This window comes from Streptomyces globosus (assembly GCF_003325375.1).
Classification (GTDB): Bacteria; Actinomycetota; Actinomycetes; order Streptomycetales; family Streptomycetaceae; genus Streptomyces; species Streptomyces globosus_A.
On the sequence record NZ_CP030862.1, the window covers coordinates 4516895 to 4532183 of the forward strand.

At 72.3% G+C, this 15289-nt stretch carries 18 protein-coding genes and 2 pseudogenes; 11 read left to right on the forward strand and 9 right to left on the reverse strand.

Features of this window, described 5'->3' with window-relative positions; all coding sequences use genetic code 11:
• The first annotated feature begins 111 nt into the window (after positions 1-111).
• The 3 genes from C0216_RS19925 (at position 112) to lnt (ending at position 2453) form a co-directional block, all read left to right on the forward strand.
• Complete coding sequence (locus tag C0216_RS19925; protein ID WP_162793081.1) at positions 112-279, forward strand: hypothetical protein; 168 nt, start codon at positions 112-114, stop codon at positions 277-279.
• Positions 280-348: 69 nt separating this feature from the next.
• Complete coding sequence (locus C0216_RS19930; RefSeq protein WP_114056598.1) at positions 349-825, forward strand: nuclear transport factor 2 family protein; 477 nt, start codon at positions 349-351, stop codon at positions 823-825.
• A 47-nt stretch (positions 826-872) separates the two neighbouring features.
• A complete protein-coding gene (lnt, locus tag C0216_RS19935) occupies positions 873-2453 on the forward strand; it encodes an apolipoprotein N-acyltransferase (RefSeq protein ID WP_114056599.1) in 1581 nt (526 codons plus the stop codon).
• Here the strand turns inward: lnt and C0216_RS19940 are convergent.
• A complete protein-coding gene (locus tag C0216_RS19940; protein ID WP_114056600.1) occupies positions 2398-3303 on the reverse strand; it encodes a Gfo/Idh/MocA family protein in 906 nt (301 codons plus the stop codon). The genes lnt and C0216_RS19940 overlap by 56 nt on opposite strands.
• 83 nt (positions 3304-3386) lie before the next feature.
• Here C0216_RS19940 and C0216_RS19945 point away from each other — a divergent pair, with 83 nt between their 5' ends.
• Entirely contained in the window at positions 3387-3911 is a 525-nt protein-coding gene (locus C0216_RS19945) for a DinB family protein (protein ID WP_114056601.1), read from the forward strand.
• A gap of 130 nt (positions 3912-4041) precedes the next feature.
• On the forward strand, positions 4042-4590 hold the full coding sequence (locus tag C0216_RS19950) for a hypothetical protein (RefSeq protein ID WP_246042629.1): 549 nt from the start codon (positions 4042-4044) through the stop codon (positions 4588-4590).
• Positions 4591-4700: 110 nt separating this feature from the next.
• On the opposite strand, the gene C0216_RS19955 is transcribed toward C0216_RS19950, so the two are convergent.
• The 7 genes from C0216_RS19955 to C0216_RS19985 all read right to left on the reverse strand — a co-directional run bounded on the left by C0216_RS19955 (position 4701) and on the right by C0216_RS19985 (position 10928).
• Positions 4701-5216, reverse strand: coding sequence for a hypothetical protein (locus C0216_RS19955; protein WP_114056603.1), 516 nt, complete (start codon positions 5214-5216; stop codon positions 4701-4703).
• Positions 5217-5392: 176 nt separating this feature from the next.
• On the reverse strand, positions 5393-6061 hold the full coding sequence (locus C0216_RS19960) for a uracil-DNA glycosylase (RefSeq protein ID WP_174250531.1): 669 nt from the start codon (positions 6059-6061) through the stop codon (positions 5393-5395).
• A gap of 145 nt (positions 6062-6206) precedes the next feature.
• Positions 6207-7793: an ABC transporter substrate-binding protein gene (locus tag C0216_RS19965; protein ID WP_114056605.1), complete on the reverse strand. Its 1587-nt coding sequence runs from the start codon at positions 7791-7793 to the stop codon at positions 6207-6209.
• Between the two features lie 152 nt (positions 7794-7945).
• Positions 7946-8707, reverse strand: coding sequence for an SDR family oxidoreductase (locus tag C0216_RS19970; protein ID WP_114056606.1), 762 nt, complete (start codon positions 8705-8707; stop codon positions 7946-7948).
• 43 nt (positions 8708-8750) lie between these two features.
• The gene (gene fabG / locus C0216_RS19975) at positions 8751-9512 is read right to left on the reverse strand and encodes a 3-oxoacyl-ACP reductase FabG (RefSeq protein WP_114056607.1); all 762 of its coding nucleotides are present in this window, start codon (positions 9510-9512) and stop codon (positions 8751-8753) included.
• A 142-nt stretch (positions 9513-9654) separates the two neighbouring features.
• Positions 9655-10038 (reverse strand): DUF3037 domain-containing protein, encoded by a 384-nt coding sequence (locus tag C0216_RS19980; protein ID WP_114056608.1) that lies wholly within the window; start codon positions 10036-10038, stop codon positions 9655-9657.
• On the reverse strand, positions 10035-10928 hold the full coding sequence (locus C0216_RS19985) for a HipA family kinase (RefSeq protein ID WP_246042630.1): 894 nt from the start codon (positions 10926-10928) through the stop codon (positions 10035-10037). The genes C0216_RS19980 and C0216_RS19985 overlap by 4 nt, the downstream gene beginning before the upstream one ends.
• A 600-nt stretch (positions 10929-11528) precedes the next feature.
• Here C0216_RS19985 and C0216_RS19995 point away from each other — a divergent pair.
• The 6 genes and pseudogenes from C0216_RS19995 to C0216_RS34605 form a co-directional block, all read left to right on the forward strand.
• Positions 11529-11771 (forward strand): hypothetical protein, encoded by a 243-nt coding sequence (locus C0216_RS19995; RefSeq protein ID WP_342777119.1) that lies wholly within the window; start codon positions 11529-11531, stop codon positions 11769-11771.
• An 87-nt stretch (positions 11772-11858) separates the two neighbouring features.
• The gene (locus C0216_RS20000) at positions 11859-12890 is read left to right on the forward strand and encodes a sporulation protein (protein ID WP_114056609.1); all 1032 of its coding nucleotides are present in this window, start codon (positions 11859-11861) and stop codon (positions 12888-12890) included.
• Between the two features lie 102 nt (positions 12891-12992).
• On the forward strand, positions 12993-13448 hold the full coding sequence (locus tag C0216_RS20005; RefSeq protein ID WP_114056610.1) for a tellurite resistance TerB family protein: 456 nt from the start codon (positions 12993-12995) through the stop codon (positions 13446-13448).
• 87 nt (positions 13449-13535) lie between these two features.
• Positions 13536-13799, forward strand: coding sequence for a GlsB/YeaQ/YmgE family stress response membrane protein (locus C0216_RS20010; RefSeq protein WP_114056611.1), 264 nt, complete (start codon positions 13536-13538; stop codon positions 13797-13799).
• Between the two features lie 58 nt (positions 13800-13857).
• Positions 13858-14412, forward strand: a complete 555-nt coding sequence (locus tag C0216_RS35105) for a LysM peptidoglycan-binding domain-containing protein (protein ID WP_114056612.1) — start codon at positions 13858-13860, stop codon at positions 14410-14412.
• A 215-nt stretch (positions 14413-14627) separates the two neighbouring features.
• Positions 14628-14861: pseudogene (locus C0216_RS34605) on the forward strand (SulP family inorganic anion transporter); the annotation flags it as partial.
• A gap of 46 nt (positions 14862-14907) precedes the next feature.
• Here C0216_RS34605 and C0216_RS35380 read toward each other — a convergent pair.
• A pseudogene (locus tag C0216_RS35380) lies at positions 14908-15003 on the reverse strand (hypothetical protein); the annotation flags it as partial.
• Positions 15004-15289 lie beyond the last annotated feature (286 nt).

Genomic DNA, 15289 nt, shown 5'->3' on the forward strand with positions numbered 1-15289 from the left:
TGTTCGAGTGAACTGGGGAGGCTTCCGGGAACGTCCCCGGGGGCCTCCTCGTCTTGTGTGTGGAGACCGGAGAACGGCCTGGCGAGCAGCAGGGGGTGTCCCATGGGCCGAGTGGTGTTGGAGCGTTTTCCCGCGGGGAGTCCGCGGGGGAGCTGGCCCGCCGAGGAGTACGCCGCGCAGCGGATACGCGAGGGCGTGCCGGCGGAGGTGGTGATGGACCTGGCCAGCGATGCGTTCCTGGTGGTGGTCCGGCAGCGCGAGGTGCATTCCGGCCACTGACCGCGCGGGCGTCGGCCCGGTGCGCGCACGCCTCTTGGCCGGGCGGCGCCGGGCCTCCACACTGACCCGATGACGCAGCGCGGGGATCTCGCCGCCGTGATGGACCGGATGGCGATCGACGAGGTGGTCACGGGGTACGCGGTGGCCGTGGACGACGGCGACTGGGAGGCCTACCGGGCGCTGTTCGCTCCCGGCGGGCGTGCGGACTACACCTCGGCGGGCGGGATCGAGGGCCCGGCCGGCGAGGTGGCCGACTGGCTCGCGGAGGCGTTGCGGCGCTTCCCGGTGCGCCAGCACCTCGTGGTCAACCGGCTGGTCCGGCTGGAGGGCGAGGGGAGCGGCTGGCCGGCCGTCCGCGCGCAGGTGCGGGCCGACTTCGTCAATCCCATGCGGATGGACGCGGCGGGGTCCGCGGCCGCCGGGGACCCCGCGCCCCATTTGGTGACCGCCGGGCGCTATTCCTTCGCGCTGGCCCGCTCCGACCGGGACGGCTGGCGGATCACCCGCGTCGCCGTGCACGAGAAGTGGCGCCGGCTGTCCGCCTGAGGGGCTGCCGACCGGGCTCTGCCCCACACTGGAAGCGGAGGCGCGTCATGATCCCGAGGCGTACCCGGTTCGCCCGTGCGGCCGCCGCCGTCGCCGCGGGGGCGCTGCCGTGCCTGGCGTTCCCGGCGCCGGCGCTGTGGTGGTGGGCGTACGCGGCGCTCGTGCCGTGGATGCTGCTGCTGCGCTCGGCGCCGAGCGGGCGGCGCGCGGCGCTGGAGGGCTGGCTGGGCGGGGCGGGCTTCATCCTGGCCGTGCACCACTGGCTGCTGCCCAGCCTGCACGTGTTCCTGCTGCCGGTGGCAGCCCTGCTGGGCGTCCTGTGGATCCCGTGGGCGCTGCTGGTGCGGACGCTGCTCGGCGGGGTGCCGGCGCGGGGTCGGGCGGCGGCTGCGCTGGTCCTGGTCCCCGCGGGGTGGCTGCTGTCGGAGCTGGTCCGGTCGTGGCAGGGGCTGGGCGGGCCGTGGGGGCTGCTGGGGGCGAGCCAGTGGCAGGTCGGCCCGGCGTTGCGGCTGGCCTCGGTGGGCGGTGTGTGGCTGGTGAGCCTGCTGGTGGTGGCGGTGAACTGCGTGCTGGTGCTGCTGGTCGCCGTTCCGTCGGCGCGGGCGCCGGCCGTGGCGGGGCTGGCGGGGTGCGCCGTGCTGACCGCGGCGGTGTGGCAGTGGGCGCCGCGGCCGCAGGTGTCGGGCGGGCTGCGGGTGGCGGTCGTCCAGCCGGGCCTGGTGGCCGACGGGCCCGACAGCGCCGAGCGGCGCTTCGCTGCCGGTGAGCGGCTGACGCGGGCGCTGGCCGGGCGGCCTCTCGACCTGGTGGTGTGGGGGGAGAGCAGTGTCGGGGCGGACCTGGCGGCGCGCCCGGACCTGGCCCGGCGGCTGGCCGCGCTGTCCGCGGAGGTGGGAGCGCCGGTCCTGGTGAACGTCGACGCGCGGCGGCCCGCCGAAGCCGCCGCGGCGGCCGGAGGGGGCGGCGGGGAGGGGATATTCAAGAGCTCGGTCCTCGTCGGTGCGGGCGGCCCCACCGGCGACCGGTACGACAAGATGCGCCTGGTCCCGTTCGGGGAGTACGTACCGGCCCGGTCCGTCCTCGGCTGGGCGACCTCGGTCGGCAGGGCGGCGGGCGAGGACCGCCGGCGCGGAGCGGCCCCGGTGGTGATGGAGCTGCCGGGCGGGGCCGGGGTGCGCATCGGCCCGCTGGTGTGCTTCGAGTCGGCGTTCCCCGACATGGGCCGGCACCTGGTGCGCGAGGGGGCCGGCCTGCTGGTCGCCCAGTCGGCCACGTCCACCTTCCAGGAGAGCTGGGCGCCCGCGCAGCACGCCTCGCTCGCCGCGCTGCGGGCCGCGGAGACCGGCCGCCCCGTCGTGCACGCCACCCTCACCGGGATCAGCGCGGTGCACGGCCCGACGGGCGAGCCGGCCGGCCCGCGCCTCCCGGTCTCCGCGAGCACGGCCGAGGTGTACGAGGTCCCGCTCGCCCGGGGCACGACGGCCTACGTCCGCTTCGGCGACTGGGCCGCGGCCGCGTCCGTGCTGCTGCTGGCCGGCTGCGGGGCGGGCGCCGCGGTGCGGGCGCTGCGCCTCAGGAGGCCTGCTCCTGGACCGAGCGCACCACCCGCTCGCACAGTTCGTGGGTGAGCAGCGCGTCCCGCGCGCTGAGCGCCTTCCCCGCCGTCACGGCTTCGAGGAAGGCGTCGACGGCCTGCTCGATGCCGCGCTGGCGGGCGACCGGCACCCAGTCCCCGCGGCGGCGCACGGTCGGCTGGCCGCGGTGGTCGATGACCTCGGCGAGGTTGACCACCTGCCGCTTGGTGTCCTGCCCGGACACCTCCAGGACCTCCTCGGGCGATCCGGAGCGGCGGTTCATGATCCCGAGGGCGGTGAAGGCGGGGCCGGACATCTGCAGGACGAGGTGGTGGACCAGCCCGTCGCGCACGTGGGCGCGCACGTCGAGGTGGTCGGTCTCGCCGGGCGCGAGGAAGCGCAGGGTGTCGACGACGTGGATGAAGTCGTCGAGGACGAGGGTCCGCGGGTCCTCGGGGAGTCCCACCCGGTTCTTCTGCATGACGATCAGCTCGCGCGGGTGGTCGGCGCACTGCAGGTAGCCGGGGGCGTGGCGGCGGTTGAAGCCGACGGCGAGGCTCGTGCCGCGCGCCTCGGCGAGCTCGACCAGCCGCCGGGACTCCGCGAGCTCGTAGGCGAGCGGCTTGTCCACGTACGTCGGGACGCCGGCCTCCAGCAGCCGGCCGACGATCTCCGGGTGGGCGGAGGTCGGCGCGTGCACGAACGCCGCATCGAGGCCCTCGGCCAGCAGCCCGTCGAGCCCGCTGTGGCGCTGCGCGGCGGGGATCCTGTGCGTCTCCCCGATGAGCTCCAGGGTGGCCGGGGTCCTGGTCTGGAGGTGCAGCTCCAGACCGGGGCGGGCGGAGAGGACGGGCAGGTACGCCTTCCGGGCGATGTCGCCCAGTCCGATGACGCCGACCTTCACCGTGCACCTCCGTGTCGTGCCGTGTCCGATCCCCGCAGCTTAATCGCTGGTGGAGCGGCTTGCGTTGGCCCAGGATGGCCGCCATGACGACGACTCCGGGATCCTCCCGCACCGAACCCCCCACCCGCGCCGGCGAACGCGAGATGCTGGAGGGCTGGCTGGACTACCACCGCGCCACCCTCGCCTGGAAGTGCGAGGGCCTCGCCGAGGAGGACCTGCGCAGGGCGCCCCTCCCGCCGTCCGAGCTGTCGCTGATGGGCCTGGTGCGGCACATGGCGGAGGTGGAGAGGTACTGGTTCCGGGAGATCATGCTCGGCGAGGACCTTCCCGACCGCTACGTCACCCGCGAGGACCGGGACGGGGACTTCCACTTCACGGCGGAGGACACCTGGGCAGACGCGGAGCGGGTGTGGCGCACGGAGGTGGAGGAGGCCCGCAAGGCCGCGGCGGGCCGCTCCCTGGACCTGGCGTCGAAGGCCGACAGCCACCACCGGGGCGAGGTGTTCACCCTGCGCTGGGTCTACCTCCACATGATCGAGGAGTACGCGCGCCACAACGGGCACGCGGACCTGCTGAGGGAGCAGCTCGACGGCGCCACCGGCGACTGACGTCCGGCCTCGGCACGCGCTGGGCACGGATGTCCGACTCGCGGTGTCCGGCTGACGTCCGTCACCCGTGCGGGGTCAATTCCGGCTCCCGGTTTTCACAACGGGGTCCCCACACAGCAGAGTTGCGCGAGTGCATCCAACCCGAACCACGACGAAACTGCTGCTGTCGGTGGCCTGCGCCGTCTCGGCCGTGTCCGGCTGTATGAACGTGACCCCCGCCCCGATGCAGCCCGCCGGCGCCCCCGGGACCGCCGGCACGCCGCCCCGGCACGAGCCGAGCGGCCAGTCGGACCCCGTGGAGGTCCGGGCGCCCGCGCTGGAGGCGCTCAGGGCGGGGCCGGAGCAGCCCGCGCAGGCCACGGCCTCCGCGACCGGCTCCGGCCCCGCGGTGCCGGCCGCGGCGGAGCCCGCCGGGTCCTCCGCGGGGACTCCTCCCGGAGGGGTCGCGCCGCCCGTCCCGGACATCCCGGAGCCGCTGCCGCCGGGCAGCGCCGTCAGCCCCGGCCAGGCCGGGCAGGGGCCGCGCGAGCGCGCGGAGCCGAAGGCGCGGGTGCCGCGCGAGGTGGCGGAGCGGCTTCCGGTCCGGCCGGAGGACGTGTGCGCGTTCGGCCGCAAGCACGGCAGGTGGGCACCGGACAGCCCGGAGGCGCGGATCTGCGGGGGCGTCGAAGGCGGCTGAGAGCGGCTGACGGCGCCCGGCCCGCCGCGAGGCGGACCGGCGGGCCCGTCGGACCGGGAAACCCGGCGGCGGCGCCGGCGGGCTGTCCGCGGCCCGGTGCGACCGACCGCTCAGGGGTGCTGTCCGGGGAACCGCAGGGGCCCCTGGCCCGGTTCTCCCGCCAGCCGCCGCTCCAGGCGGCTGATGGCGGACCGTACGCCGGCCCCGTAGCCGTCGTCGGGCAGCGCCCGGGCGGCGGCCCTGGCCCGTTCCAGGTGGAGCCGGGCCTCGGCGGTGCGCTGGAGTTTGGCGTAGTCGGCGGCCAGGCTCAGGTGCAGCGAGGGGTAGAACACGCGGACGGCCGGCGGCGGGAGCTCGTGCCGGGGGCGCGGCCCCTCCCGCAGCGCGTCGGCGGCGGTCAGGGCCCGCAGGTCCCAGGCCAGCTCGTCGGCGGGGTCATCCTGGGCGTCGGCCAGGTAGTGGGCGAGCGTGCACCGGTGCAGGCCGTTGCCCTCCTCGCCCAGCTCGGTCCACAGGTCGCGGAGCCGGTTGCGGGCCTCCTCGCGGTCCCCGGCGTGCAGCAGGATGACCGCCTGGCCGATCCGGGTCATGACGGCGTCCTCCGACGCCTCCTGCTGCTCGGTCACCGCGGCCTCCGGCTTGCTCGCCCTGGCAGACCTGCTCCGGTCTGACCGTCCCGACGCTAGACCGTCGGTTCCGGATCCTGCCTGACCCACGCCGCCCGGCGCGGGCCCGACCGGCTATCGGGGGGAGACGGCCCCGGACGGAGGTGCCTGACAGGGGGCCGAGGCCCGCGCGGGGCTCAGCCGACGTTCGGGATCCGCCAGTCGATCGGCTCGTGGCCCTGCGCGGCGACAGCCTCGTTGATCTGCGTGAAGGGGCGGGAGCCGAAGAACTTCTTCGCGGAGAGCGGGGACGGGTGGGCGCCCTTGACCACGACGTGCCGCTCCTGGTCGATCAGCGGGAGCTTCTTCTGGGCGTAGGCGCCCCACAGCACGAAGACGGCCGGGTCGGGCCGGTCGGCGACGGCGCGGATCACCGCGTCGGTGAACTTCTCCCAGCCCTTGCCCTTGTGCGAGTTGGGCTCGCCCTCGCGGACGGTCAGCACCGCGTTCAGCAGGAGGACGCCCTGCTCGGCCCACGGCATCAGGTAGCCGTTGTCGGGGACGGGGAGGTCGAGCTCCGCCTGCATCTCCTTGTAGATGTTGCGCAGGGAGGGCGGCGTCCTGACGCCGGGCAGGACGGAGAAGCACAGGCCGTGGCCCTGGCCGGCGCCGTGGTACGGGTCCTGGCCCAGGACCAGCACCTTCACCTTCTCGAAGGGGGTGGCCTCCAGCGCCGCGAAGACCTGCTCGCGGGGCGGGTAGACCGGCCCGTTCGCCCGCTCCTCCTCGACGAACTCGGTGAGCTCCTTGAAGTAGGGCTGGTCCAGCTCCCCGCCGAGGACGGGAAGCCAGGACTCGGGCAGCATCTGGGTCACGGCGACAACCTCCGGTAGTACAAGTACGCGCAACGCGTGCAACGCCCCGAACCTACCGGCAGCCACTGACACTGCCTCACCCGCAGGGGGTCCCCCGGAGGCCGGTGTGCTCCCGGGGCACCCCCTGCGGGGCGGATCACCAGCTGGTCTTGCGGTACAGCTCCCACATCTGGAAGACGGTCTGCGGGTCCAGCGCGCGCTCGGCGCCCGCGATGTCCTCGCGTGCGGCCACGTACAGCTTGCCCTGCCACAGGGGCAGCAGGCGGACGTCCTCGGCGAAGATCTGCTGGGCCTGCTCGAACTGCGGGATGCCGGCCGCGCGGTCGCCCTCGCGGCGGGACTTCGGCAGCAGGTCGGTGAGGATCTGCGCGGGCTCGTACGGGGTTCCGACCGCGTTCTCCTTGCCGACGAACGGCGCGATGAAGTTGTCCGGGTCCGGGAAGTCGGGGAACCAGCCTCGGCCGAAGACGGGGTACTGGCCGCTCTTGTAGCCCTCCTGGAAGGCCTTCCAGGGCTGGCCGCGCAGGGTGACCTTGAACAGGCCGCTCTCGTCGAGCTGGCGCTTGATCTCGGTGAACTCGTCCGCGGTGGAGGCGCCGTAGCGGTCGGTGGTGTACCAGAAGGTCAGCTCGACGGGCTGGGTGATGCCGGCGTCCTTGAGGATCTTCTTGGCCTTGGGGACGTCGGCCTGTCCGTACTTGTCGTAGAAGGGCGTCTTGTGCCCCACGACACCCTTGGGGACCATCGAGTACAGCGGCTCGGCGGTGCCCTGGTAGACCTTGGAGACGAGCAAGCCGCGGTCAATGACCTGGGCGATCGCCTGGCGGACGGGCGCCTTGGCGACGTTCGGGTCGTCCTTGGGGTTGAAGACCAGGTAGCGGATCTCGGAGCCGACGTTCTCGACGACCTGGACGCCCTGGGAGTTGGCCGCGGGGTCCTGCAGCTCCCTGATCTGGGCGGCGGAGAGGCCTCGGTAGGTGGCGTCGATCTCGTTGGCCTTGAGGGCGGAGACCATCTGGCCGGCGTCCGCGAAGTAGCGGATGGTGACCCCGTCGTTGCGGCGGTTCGCGAAGCCGTTGTAGGAGGCGTTCCCGGTCAGGACGGCCTCGCTGCCCTCCTTGTACGACTCCAGGACGTACGGGCCGGAGCCGGTGACCTTGCCGTCCTCGCGGACCTTGTCGGCGGGGTACACGCCGGGGGCGACCAGCGAGGCCGCGGGCGAGCCGAGGACGAAGGGGAAGGTGGCGTCCGGGGTCTTCAGGTGGAAGACGACCGTCTGCGCGTCGGGGGTCTCGATCCGGTCGAGGCTGCCGAAGAGGTCCTTGGGGCCGACCTTGGAGCCGATGGTCCGGATCCGGTCCAGGGAGTGCTTGACGGCCTTCGCGTCGAGGGTCTCGCCGTTGGAGAACTTCAGGCCCTTGCGCAGGGTGCAGCGGTAGGACTCGTTCGCGGAGTCGGTGAACTCGCAGTTCTGCGCGGCGTCGGGCTGGGGCTTGGCGGATCCCGTGGGGAACGCCAGAAGGGTCTGGTAGACGTTGCGGTACAGCTCCCAGGAGCCGTCCCAGGCCGCGGCGGGATCGAGGGTGGTGGGGGCGCTCGTCGTGCCGACGGTGATCTTCTTTTCGGCGTCTTTGCTGTCGTCCGAAAGCAGACCGCATCCGGCGAGCAGGGATATGGACGCAAGGGCCGCAGTGATCTGCAGGCTTCTGGTCCGGTTGAACACGTGCACGCTCCTCGATCAGCCAGGGGTGCGGCAGACCCTACCGCAGTGCGGCACAAATCCAATGGGCAGGTTTAGTGCGCCGCTTGACCGATTTAGGACCCGTTCGATACGTATTTGCCTCCCCCGAGGAGGCAAATACGTCCGATTATCGGTCAGTGAACTCCGGCATTGAGGAACATTCCGCCGTCGACAACCAGTGTTTGACCCGTGATCCATTCCGCTTGCGCAGACGTGAGGAATGCCGCAGCTCCACCGATGTCGGCCGGAACGCCCAACCTCCCCAGCGGGTACGCGGCCGCGGCCTCCGCCTCCCTGTTCTCGTAGAGCGCCTGCGCGAACCTGGTCTTGACCACGGCGGGCGCGATCGCGTTGACGCGGACCCCCGGCGCCATCTCGTGCGCGAGCTGGAGCGTCAGATTGATCATGGCCGCCTTGCTCATCCCGTACGCCCCGATGAACGGCGAGGCCGAGACGCCGGCGATGGACGCGATGTTCACGATCGCGCCGCCGTGCTCCTTCTGCCAGGCGTGCCAGGTCCGCTGGGCGAAGCCGAGCGCCGAGATGACGTTCGTCTCGAAGACCTTCCGCGCGACCCCCAGGTCGAGGTCCGCGATCGGGCCGAAGACGGGATTGGTGCCCGCGTTGTTGACCAGGAAGTCGATGCGCCCGAACGCCTCCATCGTGCGCTCGACCGCGACGGCCTGGTGGGCCTCGTCGTGCGCCTTCCCGGCCACGCCGATCACCCGCTCCGCGCCGAGCGCCTCGACGGCCTCCTTCAGCGCCTCCTCGTTGCGGCCCGTGATGCACACCCGGTCGCCCCGGGCCACGAGCGCCTCGGCGATGCCGCGGCCGATGCCCCGGCTCGCGCCGGTGATCAGCGCGACCTTGCCGCTGTCCGTTCCCTCGTACGCCATCGCCTCTCCCCTGCCTCTCTCCGCCTGCCCCTCGCCGCCGCCGTCAGCCGAGCGGGCCGCCGGCCACGTACAGGACCTGCCCGGAGACGAAGCCCGCAGCGTCGCCCGTGAAGAAGGCGATCGCGTTGGCCACGTCCTCGGGGCGCCCGACGCGCTGGACGGGGATCTGGGTGGCGGCCGCCGCCTGGAAGTCCTCGAAGCCCATGCCGACGCGGGCGGCCGTCTGGGCGGTCATGTCGGTGGCGATGAAGCCGGGCGCGACCGCGTTCGCGGTGATGCCGAACTTGCCGAGCTCGATGGCGAGGGTCTTGGTCAGGCCCTGGAGGCCGGCCTTGGCGGCCGAGTAGTTGGCCTGGCCCCGGTTGCCGAGCGCAGAGCTGCTGGAAAGGTTGACGATGCGGCCGAACCCGGCGTCGACCATGTGCTTCTGACAGGCCCTCGACATCAGGAACGCCCCGCGCAGGTGCACGTTCATGACGGTGTCCCAGTCGCCCTCGCTCATCTTGAAGAGCAGGTTGTCGCGCAGCACGCCCGCGTTGTTGACCAGGATGGTCGGCGCGCCGAGCGTGGCCGCGACGCGCTCGACGGCCGCCTCGACCTGCGCGGCGTCCGAGACGTCGCAGCCGACGGCGACGGCCTTGCCGCCGGCCGCGGTGACGGCCTCGACGGCGTCCTTGCAGGCGGCCTCGTCGAGGTCGAGTACGGCGACCGCACGGCCCTCGGCGGCCAGGCGCACGGCGGTGGCCGCGCCGATGCCCCGGGCCGCCCCGGTCACGATCGCGACGCGCTGCTCGGTGGTGGACATGCTGGATCTCCTCGCCCTTGGAATCCTCTGCGCGGCCGCCCGTGGGTGAGCAACCGCTTAGTAGCCTCAGCTGAGGAGACGCTAGGAGCCCCGGCACCCGGTGTCAACGGCGCCGGGCCCGGGGCCCGCCCGAAGGTCCGGATCAGCGCACCAGCAGGTCGAGCAGGCGTTCCACCTCGGCCTCCGGATCCGCCGTCAGGCCCGTGTGCACCGGCCCCGGTTGCACCACCGTGCTGCGCGGCGCGATCAGCCAGCGGAAGCGGCGCCCCGCGTCGTCCCCGGCGGCCTGGCCGGCCCGCTCGCCGCCGCTGCACACGCCCTCGACGCCGCGCAGGGCCGCCCGTACGCCGGTCACGTCGGCGCCGGGGTCCAGCGCGAGGAGCTTGGACTCGTCGAGGTGGGTGCGGGCGGCGACGTACGAGCGCGCCCGGCAGTAGACGATCACCCCGGCGTTGAAGCACTCGCCGCGCTCCATCCGGGGCACGACGCGCACCAGCGCGTATTCGAAGACGTCCCGCTCGGTCACTTGTCGCCGCTCTTCCGCTCGCTGCCGTCCTGCCTGTCCCGGTGGCCGCTCCGGCCCCCGGCCCCGCCGGCCTTGTGGGGCCATTCCGCCAGGTGGTCCGTCAGCCAGCCCGGCGGCTTCTGCGGCGCCTTGGCCTCGGGCGCCATCGAGATCCGCTCGTGGATGGCGGCCGCGCGCGGCAGCAGCGCCTCCACGTAGGCGCGCCGCACGGCGTCGGCGGAGTCGAAGCCCGGTTCGCCCGCGAGCCATTCGTCGGGCACGTCGGCGGCGACCTCGGTCAGCAGTTCCTCGGTGACCAGCGGGGCGAGTTCGGCGGCGGCCGCCGCGATGTCCGGGCCCACCGGGGCGAGCGCGTGGTCGGAGGCGTTGTACGGCTTGTCCGCGGCCGCTGCGGCGGTCGGCCAGTTGTGGTGCCAGATCATGGTGGCGCCGTGGTCGATGAGCCACAGGTCGCCGTGCCACACCAGCATGTTGGGGTTGCGCCAGGACCGGTCGACGTTGTTGACCAGGGCGTCGAACCAGACGACGCGCCCCGCCTCGACGGGGTCGACCCGGTACGCGAGCGGGTCGAAGCCGATCGAGCCCGGCAGGTAGTCCATGCCGAGGTTGAGCCCGCCGCTGGCCTTCAGCAGCTCCTGCACCTCCTGGTCGGGCTCGCCGAGCCCGATGACGGGGTCGAGCTGCATCTGCACCAGCTGCGGCACGCGGAGCCCGAGCCGCTGCGCGAGCCGCCCGCAGACGACCTCGGCGACCAGCGTCTTGCGGCCCTGTCCGGCCCCCGTGAACTTCATGACGTACGTGCCGAGATCGTCGGCCTCGACGATCCCGGGGAGCGATCCACCCTCCCGCAGGGGCGTGACATAGCGGGTCGCTACGACCTCTTGCAACACTTTCCCAGGCCACCCATCTCTTCAGCCTTACAATCCACGGGCGATTCCCGGGACTTGAAAGCGTAGACCACCGGTCGCCGACGCTGGGGAGAATCCGGGGAGTATCGGCCGACGGGCCGGCCGCCCCCGCTCCCCCAGCAGACCGTCGGCGATGCCGCGCCCCTTGCTGCCGGTTTCCGGCACGAGGTGAGCATAGTAACCGAGAGTGATCGCCGACGGCGCGTGCCCGAGCCGCAGAGCCAGGGTCACGACGGACTCTCCGGCCGAGCCCCCGGCAGCCGTCCTTCGGGGCCGCCGCCCTGCGTGCGGACCGTGGTGCGGGTGACCAGCGGGCGCCGTCGTCGTTGATCCGGGGCCTGGTGCAGGCGGGTAAGGGAGCGCGACGTGTTCGTCGCCGACTTCTCTCGTCCCGGCCAGGGGGCCGCGGGGCGCTCATGGGCGCATCCGGGCGGTGGGCCCGTGAATCCGGGCGACGGAAAGCCCGATCATCTCGTCGGTGACCCGTTCTTCTGCCGGGCTGGGGCGTTGGGGGCTTCACGCCGGGAGGTGGGGACGTGGAGTGCGGGACCGCTGACCACAGAGGGCGGTGCGGAGGGGTTCGTGGTCCGCTCCGGCGACGTGCTGGGGGCGCGGGTGCGGCTGGCGCGGGCTCTGGGGGCGTGGGCGGACAAGAGCCTTCCGGAGATACTCGCCGCGCCGGTGGACGCACTCAAGGGGGTCAGCGAGCGGCAGGGCGACCTCCTGAAGGAGGCGTTCGGGATCAAGACCGCCGCCGATCTCGCCGATCTGAGGTACGCGCGCTGGGCGCAGGCGCTGGCCGCGCTCGACACCTCCGCCAAGTAGGCACGACCTGCGGGGTGGTGCGGCCGCAGCCGTACCACCCCGCGCTCGGGAACCAGACGCGTACGACATGAAGGAGTGAACGCCACGATGGTGTTCAAGCGACTGCTCGGCTCGCTCGGCGTGGGCGGCCCGGCCGTGGACACGGTCCTGGGCCCGATCGCAGCCGTTCCCGGCGGGACCCTGAGCGGGCAGGTGAACCTCAAGGGGGGCAACGCCGACTTCACGATCGACCACATCACCCTGGAGCTGATCGCCCGGGTCGAGGCCGAACACGACCACGGCGAGTCCGAGGGCGTGGTCGTCTTCGACCGGTTCACCGTCGGCGGCGGCTTCCGCCTCGGTGAGGGCGAGCACCGCAGCATCCCCTTCGCAGCGGCCTTGCCGTGGGAGACCCCGATCACCGCACTGTACGGGCAGCCGCTGGGCATCGTCCTTGGCGTGCGGACCGAGCTGGGGGTTGCCGGCGCGAAGGACAAGGGCGACCTCGACCCGCTGACGGTAAGCCCCCTGCCGCTCCAGGAGGCGGTCCTGGAGGCGTTCGGACAGCTCGGCTTCGGCTTCAAGTCCGCCGACCTCGAATACGGGCAGATCCGCGGCACCGGCCAGCACCTGCCCTTCTACCAGGAGATCGAACTCACCCCCGCCCCGCAGTACGCGCACCGGGTCAACGAGATCGAGGTGACCTTCCTCGCCAACCCCGGCGGCATGGAGGTCGTACTGGAGGCCGACAAGCGCGGCAGGCTGTTCTCCGGCGGCCACGACGCCCTGGGCCGCCACACCGTCAGCCACGAGGGAGCAGGCCGGCGGGACTGGAACGCGGTTGTCGACTCCTGGATCACCCAGCTCCTCGACGCCCACTCGGCCCGTACCGCCCACCTGCCCTACGGGCACGGCGACATCCACGGCTCCCATGCCCACAAGGACGAGCACGGCCACGGGCACGACAGCCGCCACAGCGGCCACCGGTCCGGCCCCGGCATGGGCACCGCGGTCGCCGCAGGCGCCGCAGGCCTCGCGGTCGGTGTCGTCGGCGGCATGGTCGCCGCCGAAGCCGTCGACGAGATCGGCGACTTCTTCGAAGACGACGACGAGGAGGACGAGGGGAACGACGAGGCATAGCCGCCCCTCCGCCCACCTACTTCTACATTGGTGTAGAAATGAGGTGACCGGGCCGGCCCGTCCGTCCCCGGCCCGGGCACCCTACGACCCAGTGGAGTTGGCATGGCCCTGTGGGACCGCCTCAAGGAATCCGCCCAGCAGATGCAGACGCAGCTGGAAGCGAAGAAGAACGACCTCAAGTCAGGCGCGTTCCGCGACGCGTCCATGGCGATGTGCGCCCTGGTCGCCGCGGCCGACGGCACCGTCGACCCCTCGGAGCGCCAGCGCGTCGCCCAGCTGATCGCCACCAACGACGTCCTGCGCAACTTCGATGCCGCCGACCTCCAGCGGCGCTTCGACGACAACCTGAACAAGCTGGCCGCCGACTTCGCCTTCGGCAAGGTGAGCGTGATGCAGGAGATCGCCAAGGCCAAGAAAAAGCCCGCCGAGGCCCGCGCCGTCATCCAGATCGGCATCGTCATCGGCGGCGCCGACGGCGACTTCGACAAGACCGAACAGGCCGTCGTCCGTGAGGCCTGCTACACCCTCGACCTGCCCCCGCACGAGTTCGACCTGTAGACGCCCGCCCTGCGGACAGGAATACGCGGCGGGGCCCCGTGGTGCGCACCAGCGCACCACTTGGAGAAGTGAAGGGACTGGGCGGGTATGGAGATCTCGGGTGTGATCAGCGCGGTCGTGATCGGCATCGTCATCGGCGCGCTGGGACGGCTTGTCCTGCCAGGACGCCAGCGCATCGGCCTGCTGTGGACGATCGCCGTCGGCATCCTCGCCGCCTTCGCCGGCACCGGCATTGCCGCAGCCTTCGGAGTCGCCGACACCAAGGGCATCGACTGGATCGAGTGGCTCGTCCAGATCGCCCTCGCCGCAGCAGGCGTGACAGCGCTGGAACGCTTCAAGACCCGCCGCTGAGCCCCTCCACGCTTTCGATGCGCGACGAGGCGCATCCCGTACTTCGAAAGGAACGTCCATGAGTGACACCCTGTACCCGGGTGGGGAAATCGGTCTCGGCCAGTCCCTGCAGGGCGGCGCCTACACCCTGACCTTGCAGTACGACGGCAACCTGGTGCTGTCCGAGCCGAGCGGCAGCGTCGTGTGGGCGACCGACACCCATGAGCAGGGGGTCCAGCGAGCCGTCCTCCAGGACGACGGCAACTTCGTGCTCTACAGCGACTACGGCCCCGTGTGGGCCACCGACACCCACGGCAACGACGCCGGCCGCCTCGTCGTGCAGGCCGACCGCAACGTGGTGCTGTACGCCGTGGACGGCAGCCCTCTCTGGGAGTCGGACACCAACACCGACAACCCGATCCACCTCGAGGAACCGGCCGCTGCCCCGGTTGCCGAATGGGAGGCCCCGGCCATCCCCGAGCCGCGCACGTACACCGTCGAACCCGGCGACACCCTGTGGGACATCGCCGAACGCTTCTACGGCGACGGAAACCGCTACCACGACATCGCCGCCGCCAGCGGCATCGCCGATCCGGACCTGGTGGACGTCGGCCAGGTGCTGACGATTCCGTAGTCCGGCCGCCGGCGGAAGATCCCGACCTCAACGGGCTCTGGTGAATGCGGGGCCTGCGTGACGACGGCCTGCGCGGTCCCGATGGTGTTGTGAAGGCCGTCGTCATGTGGGGGTGGGACGCGGTTGCGGGCAGGATCTGGCCGAAGGTCCCGAGGAACCCGGGCCCGGGGGACCACAAACGACTTCCGGAAGGGCGCTCTTTGCTCAGCAGCCCCACGCACCGGTCCCCCGTACTGCACGGGGTGTGGCTGCTCCTGTTCGCCGCCCTGTTCCCAGCGGCCCTCAGTGCCATCCCGGTCGCGGCGCTCGCCGGTGTACTGATCCACGCAGGCGCCAAGCTGCTACCCGCAAAGGAGCTCGGGCCGCGGTGGCGCGAACACCGCGGCGAGGCAGTCGTCCTGGCGGTGACCGCGATCGCCATCGTGGCGACCGACATGTTCGAGGGCGTCCCTCCGAGCAGCCCACACAGGTATTCCCCGCGCCTTGCGCCATCAGTTCCCTGTCGTATCCGGTACGCGGCCCGGCGTGCATCCGGTCCACCGCCGCCGCACTGAAAAGGGACTCGGCGGAGGCGATGAGGGTGAACGCCATCACCGTGCCGAGCACGGCGATGTCCGCGAGCCGCTGTCCCGGCGTCGGGGCGGCATGGAACCTCCAGACCCACCCTCGCGCTATCTACAGACATGTAGAAACATAGGGTTCCCCCACCGGGTTGCTGCGTCTCATTGGCCGCGCCGGGAAGGAAGGCGTCCGAAATGATGAGCCTGTCGGCGTATTCCCTGCCGTACCGCCAGGCTCGCGTGAAGGAGAAGATCGTTGTCCGCCCCTTCGACGGATCCCCCGGGGCACCGCCCCCGACCACCCCGCCCCGACCCCG

Coding starts and splice junctions, on each gene's coding strand:
- C0216_RS20005 (WP_114056610.1), top strand. CDS start 12,993: ATGGCCCTGTGGGACCGCCTCAAGGAATCCGCCCAGCAGATGCAGACG.
- C0216_RS20010 (WP_114056611.1), top strand. CDS start 13,536: ATGGAGATCTCGGGTGTGATCAGCGCGGTCGTGATCGGCATCGTCATC.
- C0216_RS19945 (WP_114056601.1), top strand. CDS start 3,387: ATGACGACGACTCCGGGATCCTCCCGCACCGAACCCCCCACCCGCGCC.
- C0216_RS19960 (WP_174250531.1), bottom strand. CDS start 6,061: ATGCTGCCCGAGTCCTGGCTTCCCGTCCTCGGCGGGGAGCTGGACCAG.
- fabG (WP_114056607.1), bottom strand. CDS start 9,512: ATGTCCACCACCGAGCAGCGCGTCGCGATCGTGACCGGGGCGGCCCGG.
- C0216_RS19930 (WP_114056598.1), top strand. CDS start 349: ATGACGCAGCGCGGGGATCTCGCCGCCGTGATGGACCGGATGGCGATC.
- lnt (WP_114056599.1), top strand. CDS start 873: ATGATCCCGAGGCGTACCCGGTTCGCCCGTGCGGCCGCCGCCGTCGCC.
- C0216_RS20000 (WP_114056609.1), top strand. CDS start 11,859: ATGGTGTTCAAGCGACTGCTCGGCTCGCTCGGCGTGGGCGGCCCGGCC.
- C0216_RS35105 (WP_114056612.1), top strand. CDS start 13,858: ATGAGTGACACCCTGTACCCGGGTGGGGAAATCGGTCTCGGCCAGTCC.
- C0216_RS19970 (WP_114056606.1), bottom strand. CDS start 8,707: ATGGCGTACGAGGGAACGGACAGCGGCAAGGTCGCGCTGATCACCGGC.